Source organism: Yersinia sp. 1652 StPb PI, assembly GCF_041538345.1.
Taxonomy (GTDB): domain Bacteria; phylum Pseudomonadota; class Gammaproteobacteria; order Enterobacterales; family Enterobacteriaceae; genus Yersinia; species Yersinia enterocolitica_E.
In genome coordinates, this window is the sequence record NZ_JAULSM010000001.1 from 1,267,371 (window position 1) to 1,280,772 (window position 13,402).

Here is a 13,402-nt window from a genome sequence, read left to right on the forward strand (position 1 = left end):
CTGGCTCTGGATCTTTTTTGCCATATATCAGTGATGAGCGGGCCTATGAAATTGTTAATTCCTGTTTGGAGTAGAGCAGTCAATCTTTTGCTCAGGCCGCTGATAGGCCTGTTACTGAGCTTTTCAGCCTTGGCAACAGCAGGGCCAGCCCATGATTTTGCTGTGGCTAATCGTTCACAGCAAGCCGCTATGTTGCAGCAATGGGCGACCGAACCGGATGCTAGCCGATTACCCTTATTGCAGGCACTGAAACAAGAAACGTTGGTGGTCGATAGCACAGGGCAGGCATTCATCCAGCATAATCAGAGTTTCACCCCGCTGGAAGGGCAGTTACAACCTGTCGGTACACCAAAGAAAATCTGGCTCAATAACCGCTTACGTATTCTTATTGCTAATGCACTGACGGCTCAACGGCTGGCAAGTGAAGATGAATCAGTGCGCTGGCAAGCGGCACTAGAGTTACAGCAGCAAGCGCAAAGTGATCAATTACCGTTACTTAATCAGCGTCTTAAATTGGAAACAGACAGTAAAGTCAAAGAGGCGCTAAGTATTGCTTTGGCTAATTTACAACTGACCGATAGTAACCCTTTGGTGCGCCTGAATGCCGTGCAATTGCTCGGAAAATCAGGTTCGCCACAAACCCAATCTCGTTTGCAAAGCTTAACCGATGCTAAAACCGAGCCTGATGCACAAGTGCGTGCCGCGGCAGCCAGTAGTTTGAAACAGGTACAAAATCGGTTGATGGTCGGGGATATTATTGGGCAAGTATTCAGCGGGTTATCACTAGGCTCTATCTTGTTGCTAGCAGCTCTTGGGTTAGCCATCACTTACGGCCTATTGGGTGTTATCAATATGGCCCATGGTGAAATGCTGATGTTGGGAGCCTATTCAGCTTACTTGGTGCAATCTCTGTTTCAGCAGTTAGCTCCGCATTGGCTAGCCCTCTATCCGTTGGTCGCCTTGCCGGTCGCGTTCTTTATTACGGCTGGAATCGGCATGGCTTTGGAACGAACGGTAATTCGGCATCTTTATGGCCGCCCGCTGGAAACGCTGTTGGCAACCTGGGGAATTAGTCTAATGCTGATTCAGAGCGTGCGTATGATTTTTGGCGCGCAAAACTTGGAAGTCGCTAATCCTGCGTGGCTATCTGGCGGGGTACAGATTTTGCCAAATCTGGTTTTGCCATGGAATCGCATCGCCGTTATCGCCTTTGTGATCATTGTTCTGTTACTCACCTGGCTGTTGCTAAATAAAACCCGTCTCGGTCTACAGGTACGGGCAGTGACGCAGAATCGAGCCATGGCTGCTTGCTGTGGGGTGGCAACCGGCAGGGTTGATATGCTGGCTTTTGGTCTGGGTTCGGGTATTGCCGGATTAGGCGGGGTTGCCCTGTCACAACTGGGAAATGTTGGCCCGGAATTAGGGCAGGGCTACATCATCGATTCCTTCTTGGTTGTGGTGCTTGGTGGTGTCGGACAACTGGCTGGTAGCGTTGTTGCAGCACTGGGGTTAGGCATGCTGAATAAAATTTTGGAACCGCAGATTGGCGCAGTATTAGGTAAGATTTTGATTTTAGTGCTAATCATATTATTTATTCAAAAACGGCCGCAGGGTCTGTTTGCCCTCAAGGGCAGGGTGAGTGATTAATGAATCAACCTTTAGCTATAACCTTGACGCAAAAAGCACCTGTTATCAGCTTATCATTGGGGGCTGTAGTTGTTACTGCACTGATTATTTTGCCTTTTTTAGCACTGCTGCCGGCGGATAATCCCCTCGCAATATCAACCTATACCTTAACGCTTATCGGTAAGATTCTATGCTATGCAGTAGTGGCTATCGCACTTGATCTGGTATGGGGATATGCCGGTTTACTGTCTCTTGGCCATGGCCTATTTTTCGCACTTGGTGGTTATGCCATGGGCATGTATCTGATGCGTCAGGCGGCTGGTGATGGCCTGCCTGCATTCATGTCTTTTCTATCCTGGTCTGAGTTGCCGTGGTTTTGGAGTGGTAGCCAATATTTTATTTGGGCATTGTGCTTGATCGTCTTGGTTCCCGGTTTACTGGCTTTTATTTTTGGATATTTCGCCTTTCGTTCCAAAATAAAGGGCGTCTATTTCTCTATCATGACGCAGGCGCTGACTTACGCGGGGATGTTACTGTTTTTCCGTAACGAAACGGGCTTTGGCGGTAATAACGGTTTCACCGGATTTACCACTATGCTGGGCTTCCCGGTATCGGCAACCTCTACCCGTATTGCCCTGTTTCTGGCCACACTCGCTTTGTTAATCGCCAGTTTGGTACTGGGATTTGCATTGGCCCGCACCAAGTTTGGGCGAGTGTTGACCGCCGTGCGTGATGCTGAAAATCGCCTGACATTTTGTGGCTATGATCCGAAAGGTTTCAAGCTGTTTGTCTGGACATTATCAGCCGTACTCTGTGCTCTGGCGGGAGCGTTGTATGTACCTCAGGTTGGCATCATCAATCCAAGTGAAATGTCACCAACCAACTCTATTGAAGCTGCTATCTGGGTAGCGCTTGGTGGGCGCGGGACATTAATTGGCCCGGTATTAGGGGCTGGCATTGTCAATGGCGTAAAAAGCTGGTTCACCATGGCAATGCCAGAATATTGGCAGTTCTTCCTCGGATTGATATTTATTTTGGTTACGTTGTTCTTACCTAAGGGTGTTATCGGGTTACTGCGGCGGGGGAAAGACAAATGAGCCGGTTTCAAATTACGGAACAACTGATTTATCCCGAGATAATTGTTCAGGAACCCGGTGCGTTAGAGCATGCGGCCGACAAGCATCGCCAGCAACGGGATCCGGTGTTAACCCTCGAAAATATTAATGTTAGCTTTGATGGCTTTCATGCTTTGCGTGATCTCTCATTGCAAATAGGTGTTGGCGAGCTGCGTTGCATTATTGGCCCGAATGGTGCGGGTAAAACCACGCTGATGGATGTGATAACCGGTAAAACACGTCCCCAGACCGGTAAGATGACCTATGACCAACACCATGATCTCTCAATGATGAATACGATAGAGATTGCTCAAGCAGGGATTGGCCGGAAATTCCAGAAACCGACGGTATTTGAAGCGCTGAGTGTGTTTGAAAATCTTGAATTGGCACAAAAAAGCACCAAAACGGTCTGGGCCAGTCTGCGCGCCAAGTTGAACAGTGAGCAGCGGGATCAAATTGATGAAACGCTTACTATGTTGCGCCTTAGTGAGATGCGACAGCGGCAGGCAGGCTTGTTATCTCATGGTCAAAAGCAGTTTCTTGAAATTGGGATGTTATTGGTGCAAGACCCGCATTTGCTACTGTTGGATGAGCCAGCCGCTGGGATGACCGATGCCGAGACCGCCTATACCGCCGAGTTGTTTAATCAATTAGCCGGGAAGCATTCACTGATGGTCGTGGAGCACGATATGGGGTTCGTCGAGTCCATTGCTGATCATGTCACGGTGTTGCATCAGGGCCAGGTGTTGGCCGAGGGGTCATTGGCAGAGGTGCAGGCTAACGAGCAAGTGATCGAGGTATATTTGGGGCGCTGAGCCGCTCTGACTCTGTGTTGCTTCCCCCCTCATTTGGGTTGACCAAACTTCGGGGGATTGCGCCTTGATTCATAGCGGCTGAGCCACGGTGACTTGGTGTTGCTTCCCCCCTCATTTGGGTTGACCAAACTTCGGGGGATTGCGCCTTGATTCATAGCGGCTGAGCCACGGTGACTTGGTGTTGCTTCCCCCCTCATTTGGGTTGACCAAACTTTGGGGGATTGCGCCTTGATTCATAGCAGCTGATCGGTGTTGTTTCTCCTGCCATATCAGGTGATCGGGTTTTGGTGACTAACAGTTAACTGGATATTTAAGGGCAATATATGCTGCAAGTGAATGAACTTGATCAATATTACGGTGGCAGCCATATCTTGCGTGGCTTGTCATTCGAGGCTGCGATAGGTGAGGTTACATGCTTATTGGGCCGTAATGGCGTTGGTAAAACGACGTTACTCAAATGCTTGATGGGACTGGTGCCGGTCAAAAACGGTAGCATTACATGGGAAGGTAAAAATATTAGCCATCAGTCACCACACCAACGGGTGAAAGGAGGCATTGCTTATGTGCCACAAGGTAGAGAAATTTTCCCCAGATTAACGGTTGAAGAGAACATTCTATTGGGGCTTTCTCGTTTTCCCGGCACCCAGAGCAAGGTAGTACCTGAAAGTATTTATCAGTTATTCCCAGTGTTACAAGAAATGAAACATCGCCGTGGTGGGGATTTATCTGGTGGGCTGCAGCAGCAGTTAGCGATTGGGCGCGCATTAGCTTGCCAGCCTCGTTTGCTCATTTTGGATGAGCCAACTGAGGGAATTCAACCTTCGGTTATCAAAGAGATAGGTATAGTTATCAAAAAACTGGCTGCTCAAGGGGATATGGCTATCTTGTTGGTTGAGCAGTTTTATGATTTTGCCGCAGAGCTGGCGGATAACTATTTAGTGATGTCCCGTGGCAAAATTATCCAGCGTGGCCACGGCACTGATATGGAGTTAGACGGTGTCCGTGGCCTGGTTGCTATCTGACAGGCTCTTATGGGAGGCGAGTATCCTCGATGGGCAGTGAATCGAATGCCCCCCATTGCGCCCAAGAACCATCATAGAGTGATACTGATGGTGCGTTTAATGCCGCCAGCCCCAGAGCCACCACTGCGGCTGTTACGCCAGAACCACAGCTGGTAATAATGGGCTTGGTTAAATCCACGCCTTGAGCGGCAAAAATACTTGCCAGTGCTTGTGGCGATTTCAAATTACCATTTTCTACCATGCTCCCCCACGGGACATTAATACTGCCGGGGATACGGCCAAGGCGCAGACCAGGCCGAGGCTCAGGCTCTTGGGCTTTAAATCTGTTGGCTGGCCGGGCATCTATAATTTGTACGTCACTATTTCCCAGCACGGCGACAACCTCATCAACGTTTTTGACCGCAGCATTATTGAAAGCCACATTGAACACTTGCGGGGTTGGTTTTGCCTGGCCGCTTTCTAATGCATAGCCCGCTTGCCGCCATCCGTTGATACCACCGGCCAATATACGCACATTTTTGGCACCAAAAGTACGGAACGTCCACCAAACGCGTGGTGCGGAAAACAGGTTACCGTCGTCATAAATCACTAAAGTATGTTGCTCACTTACCCCTAATTGACCAACCCTCTCACTGAATTCCTGTGGCGATGGCAGCATATGTGGCAATTCAGTACTGTGGTCTGCAATTTCATCAATATCAAAGTAAACGGCTCCCGGGATATGCCCTTGCTCGAACTCAGCCTGAATGTCTCTTTTAGGTATCAATCCCGGCGGTGACATTCTGGCATCCAGAATAACGATATCGGCATCATTAGCATGTTCTGCCAGCCATTGTGCTGTAACCAGAAAAGGTGAGTTCATAGCAAGTTACCTGTCAACATTATAAAGGAGCGATGGGATTTATCGCTTCATCTTGATGCCCACTATATAACGAAATTACGCTATTGAAACCCCGACTGACTCATGATGCGTAACGCTTCGCATTTATTGAAATTTATTATTCAATGAATTACATAATGAAAATATATAATCAATTAATTGAATTTGTAATTCAATCTGTGAACTGCGTACTGATAGAAGCATCCTGATTATGTAAGCTTTCATTAGCTTGACTCTTTTCTTCGTAGCGCCTCGCAAAAAATAACTTTAATTTCATATTGGCTTGATGGTGAAATTTTAATTTCGTATAACCAGTGGCAAGTAAAGCTACCTTATCGGGGCTTTAATTTATAAACAGGTAAGGGGAATAAAATGAAAAAAGTTCGAATTGGCCTTATTGGTACTGGTTATATCGGCCGTTGCCATGCCATTGCTTACGCGCAGGTTGCGACTGTTTTTCCACTCAAGGGCCAGCCAGTATTAGAGATGTTGGCAGAAGTGACTCCTGAATTGGCTCAAAAACGTGCGGTAGAATTTGGTTTTTCCCGATCTACCTCCCATTGGCGCGAACTGGTTGCCGATCCTGATATTGATGTGGTGGATATTTGTGCACCAAATTTCTTGCATAAGGAGATGGCTCTAGCAGCAATTAGCCACGGCAAACATGTTTATTCAGAAAAACCACTGGCGCTGAGTGCTGCCGATGCTAAAGAAATGGTCGATGCTGCACGCGCAAAAGGGGTAAAAACGTTGGTAGGCTTCAACTATATGAAAAATCCAACGAGTCAGTTAGCGCGAGAAATTATTGCAAACGGTGAGATTGGTGAGGTCGTGCATTTTTATGGTACTCATAATGAAGATTATCTGGCTGATCCACTCACACCTTTGGACTGGCATTGTACCAAGGCGCAGGCAGGTCTGGGGGCCTTGGGGGATTTAGCCGCACACATTGTTAATATGGCTCATTATCTGGTCGGCGATATCACCCGTGTCTGTGGCGATATGCAAACTATCATCAGACGGCGCCCTGACCCGAAAGATCCCTCATCGCTTCTTGCTGTGGAGAATGAAGATCAAGCCAGCGCATTGGTACATTTTAGCAATGGTGCTATGGGGACCATAGAAACTTCACGGATTGCTTGTGGCCGTAAAATGGGGCTGACATATGTAATCACCGGCACTAAAGGTGCGATCAGTTATTCTCAAGAACGCATGGCGGAATTACAGCTCTATTGCCATGATGATCCACAGGCCAGACAAGGGTTTAAAACATTACTTACAGGGCCACAGCATCCAGACTATGCGGCTTTTTGTGTCAGTGCAGGACATGGTATTGGATTTAACGATCAAAAAACGGTTGAGATCCGCGATTTGATTAACGGCATTGCTGCCGATGACCGTATGTGGCCGGATTTTGAAGAAGGTTGGAAAGTATCGAAAGTATTGGATGCTATTGCCGTTTCTGCCGAGGAACGATGCTGGGTAAATGTCTTAACAGATTGACTATTCTGCTACAGCTAACATTTTTAATTTCTACAATGTCAATGCGAAGAGAGGTTATCTAATTCTCAGATTTACATAGCACCTTAAGTTAGTTAGTGGTGAGCCTCATTTAGCTGATACTGGCCCGAATTAGGCCATGTATGAGTTTTAAATATGCCCACTGCTGACACTAAACGTAATAATCACGCGACAACTGCTGCTCATTATCTTAATGAGCAGCAACGGGCAAGGGTAAAGCAGTTGTCCCGTTCTTGGCTATGGCGTCTGGAGATCCCCACTTGGATATTGATCGGTGCCATTTACACTGGGTGGTTTGTTGGTGTTATTCATTGGCAGCAATTAGGGCCAGTGATGGGAAGTGTTCTGCTGATCTTGTTGAGTGCGTGGTATATGTCTTTGCAACATGAGTTGATTCACGGCCATCCAACCCGTTGGCGGTGGGTAAATCAGCTATTTGGAACTTTGCCACTGGCGGTATGGTACCCCTATGGCCTTTATCGTGATTCTCATATTCAACATCACCGCGATGAGGATTTGACGCACCCAGAAAAAGATCCAGAGTGCTATTACTACACGGCAACACAATGGCAATACTTCCACATATTACTCAAATGTATTATACGTGCGAGTAACACCTTTGTGGGGCGGCTAGCCATCGGGCCATCACTGGACATCATTAATACCCTTCGCAGCGCAGCCCGGGCTTTTATTTCCGGCGATCGCTCGGCCATATTCATGTGGCTGATTCATTTAGGGCTACTTTACGGGTTACTTCACTGGATGGCAGGCTATGGTATTTCTGCCGTTTTCTACCTACTGGCGATTAGCTATCCGGCACTTAGTCTGACTAAAGTAAGATCTTTTTTTGAACATCGTGCAGCGCCAGAGAGTTCGGCGCGCTCAGCCCTGAATGAAGCTGCATGGCCATGGCGTCTGCTATTTCTAAACCTCAATTACCACCTGGTGCATCATGATTTACCAGCCTTACCTTGGTACGGGCTACGCCAGATTTATCTGGAAAACCGCGTTCAATATCAGCAGCGCAGCGGGCAATTTGTCGTGAACGGCTATACTCAATGGTTTGACGCATTTGCTTTTACTGCGTTGGAAATAGAAGTACACCCATTTTACGATTGCGAGAATAAAACTGTTGCGGCAGAAGAGCGGTATGGTGTGATTAAAAGTAGTAGCCAGCATTCTGAATCAACCTAAATCAGCCCGCTGAGGTTAGGACGGCTATGGATTCAGGCGAAAAAATTCTTAGCGATCTCTTCTGTTATTTGAAAATTGCTGTTGTTATATACAGTATTTCATGTAATCTTAACTGAAAATCTTGCTGTTACAACACAGCTTAAATACTTAGCTATCAAACTGTTACGTATTATAGATACAAACCTATAAGCCTAATGTAACGCTAATAATATATTTAATATCAATTGGTTATTTGGTTTGTTTTGGACTAAATCTAATATGGTTACTCATCTGTTAAAGATGTCCTGGCCGCACACCCTGTAAACATGCAGCTACTACAAGTATGTAAGAATGAACGTTAACTCACCCTTGAGCACATGAGAGGTAAGCATGGCAATGACCCTAACCCGTGGACGGATTTTTGCATTGGCGGCAATGGTGCTAACGGCATCAACCGGTATATCACAGGCCGCAGATACTGTCCGAGTTGGCTCAAAAATTGATACTGAAGGCTCATTGCTGGGCAATATTATTGTGCAGGTACTGGATGCTAACGGGATAAAAACCACCAATAAATCACAGTTGGGCACCACCAAAGTAGTGCGTGGTGCTATCACTGCGGGTGAGATTGATATTTACCCTGAATATACCGGTAATGGGGCTTTTTTCTTCTCGGATGAAAAAGATCCCGCTTGGAAAAATGCGAAAGCAGGCTATGAAAAAGTCAAAGCGTTAGATTACGAGAAGAACAAACTGGTGTGGCTCTCACCTGCTCCAGCGAACAATACATGGACCATTGCAGTACGCCAGGATTTAGCCCAAGCGAATAACTTGAAAACGCTGGAGGATTTGGGCAAATGGATTAATGCTGGTGGTAAATTCAAATTAGCGGCCTCCGCCGAGTTTATTGAACGGCCAGATGCCTTGCCTGCTTTCCAGCAAGCTTACGGCTTTAAATTGAATCAAGACCAATTGTTATCATTAGCCGGTGGTGACACTGCGGTGACGATTAAAGCTGCGGCAGAACAGACCTCTGGTGTTAATGCTGCCATGGCGTATGGCACTGATGGCCCGGTTGCTGCTTTAGGCTTACAAACACTCGAAGACACTAAGGGTGTGCAACCTATTTATGCGCCGACGCCGATCATTCGTGAGGCCACACTGAAAGCGCATCCAACGATACCTGCTTTACTCAATCCTGTATTTGCTACCCTTGATGGGCCGACGCTACAAAAACTGAATGCCCGTATTGCGGTTGAAGGTCAGGATGCGAAAAAAGTGGCAGCTAATTATCTGAAAGAAAAAGGGTTTGTTAAAGGATAGTGGTGGGTGTCAGAGATGGCGCTGTAGGCACCTGGTTTATAGCGCTATCAAAGAAACAGGTCACTCGTTATTACAACAAAGGTTACCTGTCATGGAGATGGATTTTTATGGCTGTCAAAAACCGGGTCCTGCTAGTACTGGCTATTTTATTGGTTTTATCAGGTGCTGGGCTGTCTTTTGTGAGCCATGCACCTAACCGATTGATTTCCGGGCAAGGGATCTCGTTGTTATCGCTGATAAGTGGATCAAATGGGGCGGTGCTAATTCCTATTCTGATCCTGCTTATTTTTGCGTTCTTAAAACAAAATATCGTGCTGTATTGGCTAACAGTATTATTTGCCGAGTTGCTGCTTTTGGGTTTGTTGTTATTGGCTGGCACGACCGCCATACAGCTTGCCGGAGGTGGCGAGAGTCTGGCACGTACCTCATTAGGTGGAGGGTTCTGGCTGATGAGTGGGATGAGTCTATTGATTGCCGTCGATAGCTTATCTCGTGCCATTGTTAACCCTGTGTGGCGCAGTGTGGCTAATGTCTTACTGCTTCTGCCGGTAGTGATATTGCTCATGATGGGGCAGTTGGATCAACTATCGTTAATGAAAGAGTACGTTAACCGGCAAGACGTATTTAATGATGCGCTATGGCAACATCTTCAGATTTTACTCGCAACATTGATACCCGCCATCCTTTTGGGGATCCCACTCGGCTTACTCTGTTTTCGTTCTCGTCATTTTCAAAGCACCATTTTTTCGACATTGAATATTATTCAAACCATTCCATCTATTGCCTTATTTGGCCTGCTAATTGCGCCTTTAGCGGGGCTGGCTGCGGCTCTCCCCTGGTTGGCAGAGCATGGTGTCAGCGGTATCGGTCTGGCCCCGGCTATTGTCGCGTTGGTGCTTTATGCATTGTTGCCATTAGTGCGCAATGTGGTCGCAGGGCTAGAGTCGGTGCCTGACAGTGTTGTCGAGTCGGCCCGAGGTATGGGGATGACTCGCAGCCAGTTGTTCTTTCAGGTGCAAATACCTATTGCGATGCCACTTATCTTATCCGGTATCCGCATTGTCGCGGTACAAACAGTAGGGCTGGCTGTAGTGGCTGCATTGATTGGTGCGGGTGGGTTAGGCGCGATTGTGTTCCAAGGTTTGCTTAGTAGCGCATTGGATCTCGTGCTGCTTGGCGTTATCCCCGTGATTGTGATGGCGGTTGTGGTTGATTCGCTGTTTAAATTTATGGTTATTTTTATGGATACTTCACGTCGATGATTCATTTCCATCAGGTAAGTAAATATTTTGCCGGTAAACGAGCGGTCGATAATCTGACGTTGCAGATAGCCAAGGGTGAGTTTACTGTACTCATCGGTACCTCTGGCTCCGGTAAATCGACCACACTAAAAATGATTAACCGCCTTATTGAACATGATGAGGGGGAGATTCATTTTGCTGGTGAAGAAATTCGTAACTATAAACCTGAAGATATTCGGCGGCGGATGGGATATGCCATCCAATCGATAGGTTTATTTCCACACTGGACGGTGGAGCGCAATATTGCCACTGTGCCACAGTTGTTGAAATGGCCCCAGGACCGTATTCTCCAACGCGTCATCGAATTACTTGAGCTACTGCATCTTGAACCAGAACAATTTCTCCACCGCTATCCTCATCAATTGTCTGGTGGGCAGCAACAGCGTGTCGGTGTCGCTCGCGCCTTGGCAGCAGATCCTGAAGTCTTATTGATGGATGAGCCCTTTGGGGCGTTAGACCCCGTGACGCGCTCGGCACTCCAGTTTGAAATTACCCGTATTCATCAATTATCGGGTCGGACTATCGTGCTGGTGACTCATGATATTGATGAGGCGTTGAGTCTGGCTGATCGCATAGTTCTGTTGGATGAAGGCCGAGTCATTCAGCAGGGAACGCCTCTTGAAATGCTAACTCAACCCGCCAATGATTTTGTTCGTGATTTTTTTGGTCGTAGTGATCTCGGAATTAAGCTGTTATCACTGGGGTGGGCTGAACAACGGGTCAGGCGCGGTGAAACGTTGATAGGGCCGCCGATTCTCGGTACTACCAGCCTGCGCGAGGCGCTTTCCCTGTTTGTTTCTCGTCAGACCGATAAACTGCCGGTGGCCGATGAATATGGGCAATCACTAGGTGTACTTTATTTTGCTGATTTGGTGGCAGATAAGGGGAGCGTGTGAAACCTGATACCGCTCATACCCGTGATACGGCTCATACTTATAAGCCAACAAAGAAAGCGTTTAAATGGGTAGTATCCGATGTACTGCGTTGGCTAAAAGACCCTCTGTGCTGGGCGCTGCTGCTGTTGACCGGTTTGGTTTTTGGTATGACCTCTCTACACGGTTTCTTTGCCGCGTTATTTCCTGATCTCGATCGGCCTGTCTACCTGCAAGATACATTCTGGTCACTAGTGGTTGCTCATGTCTTATTGGTGCTGGTTTCCAGTGTTATCGCTGTTTTGATAGGAGTGAGTGCGGGTATTGCTGTGACACGTCCCATGGGGAAAGAGTTTCGTTCAGTGGTGGAAACCGTTGTTGCTGTGGGGCAGACTTTTCCACCGGTAGCGGTGCTGGCTATTGCCGTACCGGTGATGGGATTTAGTGAGAAACCCGCCATTATCGCTTTGGTGCTTTATGGTTTATTGCCGATTTTACAAGGAACTATCACCGGTATCGAGTCTGTCTCCCGCGGCATTCATGAGGTGGCAGAAGGGGTGGGAATGAGTGCCAGGCAGATTTTGTGGCAGGTTGAATTGCCACTGGCAGCACCTATTATCGTTGCAGGTATCCGAACCTCGGTCATTATCAATATAGGTACTGCCGCAATAGCGTCAACCGTTGGGACGAAAACCTTGGGTTCTCCGATCATTATCGGACTTAGCGGTTTTAATACGGCTTACGTTATTCAGGGGGCGGTTGTGGTCGCACTATTGGCTATTATTACGGATATGATTTTTGCTCGTTGGGCCAGGCGGCTGTCACGTTGGCGGGAATTACAATCTCTTCCGATAGACCGGCACGATTAATGTTTTGGCTGTTTTGCGCTCTGATTAGTAACAGGTGCCTATGCTAATTTCACTTCCTATGTATGGTGTCGAGCCGCAGGATGTTTTGCCTTTTTGGCGGTTATTATCGCAACAACTGCACCGTCATGGGGTTATAGGGATAGATGGTGCTACAGGGATAAGTGATCAACTCATCTGGCCTACTGATTTACTGCAACATTGGCGTGATCCTAATTTGCTGTTGAGCCAAACCTGCGGTTTTCCTCTGGTGACGTTATTGCAACAGCAGGTGCAATTGATTGGGGTATTTAGCTATCAATCACCTTACTGTTCGGGGGAATATTACCGTAGTTTGGTTGTGGTCCGTGCTGATGAAAAAGGCCAACAACTGGCAGATTTTCGCCATAGAATAGTTGCCTATAACAGTATGGATTCTCAGTCTGGATACAATGCACTGCGTGCTTTAATTGCACCATTGGCGATCAATGGGCATTTTTTTTCTCACAGTTTGGCCTCTGGCGGGCATTACCATTCGATCTCGATGATCCAACAGCGACAGGCCGATATTGCCGCAATAGATTGTGTCAGTTTTGCACTATTACAGCGAGCCAATCCCTCAGCCGTTGCCGGATTAAAAATAATAGCGCAAACCGACGCGGCTCCTGGCCTGCCACTTATCACTTCATTGTCAACTTCAGCACAACAGCTTACCCAGATCCGCCAGGCTATTACGGCTACCGTTAATTCTCCTGAAGCCGCGTCTGCCAAAGATAGGTTATTAATAAAATCATTTAGTGTTTTACCAATTTCGGCTTATGACGTAATTAGAAGGATGCAAGAAAAAGCGTTCTCAGCCGGAGTAATAACACTTTGATAAGAAGTGTTATTGGTGTGAGTAAACAAGCC

Annotated in this window: 12 protein-coding genes; 11 read left to right on the top strand and 1 reads right to left on the bottom strand. The window is 47.3% G+C overall.

Translation table 11 applies throughout. The features are described 5' to 3' along the window. Positions 1 to 45 precede the first annotated feature (45 nt). The 4 genes from urtB (at position 46) to urtE (ending at position 4,578) form a co-directional block, all read left to right on the top strand. Positions 46 to 1,647: an urea ABC transporter permease subunit UrtB gene (gene urtB, locus Q2T71_RS05785; protein ID WP_372558400.1), complete on the top strand. Its 1,602-nt coding sequence runs from the start codon at positions 46 to 48 to the stop codon at positions 1,645 to 1,647. Beyond that, positions 1,647 to 2,723 carry an urea ABC transporter permease subunit UrtC gene (gene urtC, locus Q2T71_RS05790; protein ID WP_372558401.1) on the top strand — a complete coding sequence of 359 codons (1,077 nt, stop codon included), beginning with the start codon at positions 1,647 to 1,649 and terminating at the stop codon, positions 2,721 to 2,723. Before urtB ends, urtC begins: the two co-directional genes overlap by 1 nt. Then, positions 2,720 to 3,556 (top strand): urea ABC transporter ATP-binding protein UrtD, encoded by an 837-nt coding sequence (gene urtD, locus Q2T71_RS05795; protein WP_372558402.1) that lies wholly within the window; start codon positions 2,720 to 2,722, stop codon positions 3,554 to 3,556. The genes urtC and urtD overlap by 4 nt, the downstream gene beginning before the upstream one ends. 323 nt (positions 3,557 to 3,879) lie before the next feature. Beyond that, entirely contained in the window at positions 3,880 to 4,578 is a 699-nt protein-coding gene (urtE, locus tag Q2T71_RS05800) for an urea ABC transporter ATP-binding subunit UrtE (RefSeq protein WP_372558403.1), read from the top strand. A gap of 7 nt (positions 4,579 to 4,585) precedes the next feature. On the opposite strand, the gene sseA is transcribed toward urtE, so the two are convergent. Next, positions 4,586 to 5,440, bottom strand: a complete 855-nt coding sequence (sseA, locus tag Q2T71_RS05805) for a 3-mercaptopyruvate sulfurtransferase (protein WP_372558404.1) — start codon at positions 5,438 to 5,440, stop codon at positions 4,586 to 4,588. Between the two features lie 390 nt (positions 5,441 to 5,830). Between sseA and Q2T71_RS05810 the strand changes: the two genes are divergently transcribed. The 7 genes from Q2T71_RS05810 to Q2T71_RS05840 all read left to right on the top strand — a co-directional run bounded on the left by Q2T71_RS05810 (position 5,831) and on the right by Q2T71_RS05840 (position 13,370). Continuing rightward, positions 5,831 to 6,961, top strand: a complete 1,131-nt coding sequence (locus Q2T71_RS05810) for a Gfo/Idh/MocA family protein (RefSeq protein WP_372558405.1) — start codon at positions 5,831 to 5,833, stop codon at positions 6,959 to 6,961. A gap of 153 nt (positions 6,962 to 7,114) precedes the next feature. Beyond that, entirely contained in the window at positions 7,115 to 8,173 is a 1,059-nt protein-coding gene (locus Q2T71_RS05815; RefSeq protein ID WP_372558406.1) for a fatty acid desaturase, read from the top strand. A 369-nt stretch (positions 8,174 to 8,542) separates the two neighbouring features. Beyond that, the gene (locus Q2T71_RS05820; RefSeq protein WP_083159470.1) at positions 8,543 to 9,475 is read left to right on the top strand and encodes an ABC transporter substrate-binding protein; all 933 of its coding nucleotides are present in this window, start codon (positions 8,543 to 8,545) and stop codon (positions 9,473 to 9,475) included. A gap of 107 nt (positions 9,476 to 9,582) precedes the next feature. Next, positions 9,583 to 10,737 carry an ABC transporter permease gene (locus Q2T71_RS05825; protein WP_372558407.1) on the top strand — a complete coding sequence of 385 codons (1,155 nt, stop codon included), beginning with the start codon at positions 9,583 to 9,585 and terminating at the stop codon, positions 10,735 to 10,737. Next, positions 10,734 to 11,672: an ABC transporter ATP-binding protein gene (locus Q2T71_RS05830; RefSeq protein ID WP_372558408.1), complete on the top strand. Its 939-nt coding sequence runs from the start codon at positions 10,734 to 10,736 to the stop codon at positions 11,670 to 11,672. The genes Q2T71_RS05825 and Q2T71_RS05830 overlap by 4 nt, the downstream gene beginning before the upstream one ends. 146 nt (positions 11,673 to 11,818) lie before the next feature. Continuing rightward, positions 11,819 to 12,517, top strand: coding sequence for an ABC transporter permease (locus Q2T71_RS05835; RefSeq protein WP_372559849.1), 699 nt, complete (start codon positions 11,819 to 11,821; stop codon positions 12,515 to 12,517). A 58-nt stretch (positions 12,518 to 12,575) separates the two neighbouring features. Then, the gene (locus Q2T71_RS05840; protein WP_372559850.1) at positions 12,576 to 13,370 is read left to right on the top strand and encodes a phosphate/phosphite/phosphonate ABC transporter substrate-binding protein; all 795 of its coding nucleotides are present in this window, start codon (positions 12,576 to 12,578) and stop codon (positions 13,368 to 13,370) included. The last annotated feature ends 32 nt before the right edge of the window (positions 13,371 to 13,402 follow it).

Bases quoted from the DNA above. Each gene is read 5' to 3' on its own strand.
- Q2T71_RS05835 (WP_372559849.1), top strand. From the start codon at position 11,819: ATGACCTCTCTACACGGTTTCTTTGCCGCGTTATTTCCTGATCTCGAT.
- urtC (WP_372558401.1), top strand. From the start codon at position 1,647: ATGAATCAACCTTTAGCTATAACCTTGACGCAAAAAGCACCTGTTATC.
- Q2T71_RS05815 (WP_372558406.1), top strand. From the start codon at position 7,115: ATGCCCACTGCTGACACTAAACGTAATAATCACGCGACAACTGCTGCT.
- Q2T71_RS05840 (WP_372559850.1), top strand. From the start codon at position 12,576: ATGTATGGTGTCGAGCCGCAGGATGTTTTGCCTTTTTGGCGGTTATTA.
- urtD (WP_372558402.1), top strand. From the start codon at position 2,720: ATGAGCCGGTTTCAAATTACGGAACAACTGATTTATCCCGAGATAATT.
- Q2T71_RS05830 (WP_372558408.1), top strand. From the start codon at position 10,734: ATGATTCATTTCCATCAGGTAAGTAAATATTTTGCCGGTAAACGAGCG.
- Q2T71_RS05820 (WP_083159470.1), top strand. From the start codon at position 8,543: ATGGCAATGACCCTAACCCGTGGACGGATTTTTGCATTGGCGGCAATG.
- urtE (WP_372558403.1), top strand. From the start codon at position 3,880: ATGCTGCAAGTGAATGAACTTGATCAATATTACGGTGGCAGCCATATC.
- urtB (WP_372558400.1), top strand. From the start codon at position 46: ATGAAATTGTTAATTCCTGTTTGGAGTAGAGCAGTCAATCTTTTGCTC.
- sseA (WP_372558404.1), bottom strand. From the start codon at position 5,440: ATGAACTCACCTTTTCTGGTTACAGCACAATGGCTGGCAGAACATGCT.
- Q2T71_RS05825 (WP_372558407.1), top strand. From the start codon at position 9,583: ATGGCTGTCAAAAACCGGGTCCTGCTAGTACTGGCTATTTTATTGGTT.
- Q2T71_RS05810 (WP_372558405.1), top strand. From the start codon at position 5,831: ATGAAAAAAGTTCGAATTGGCCTTATTGGTACTGGTTATATCGGCCGT.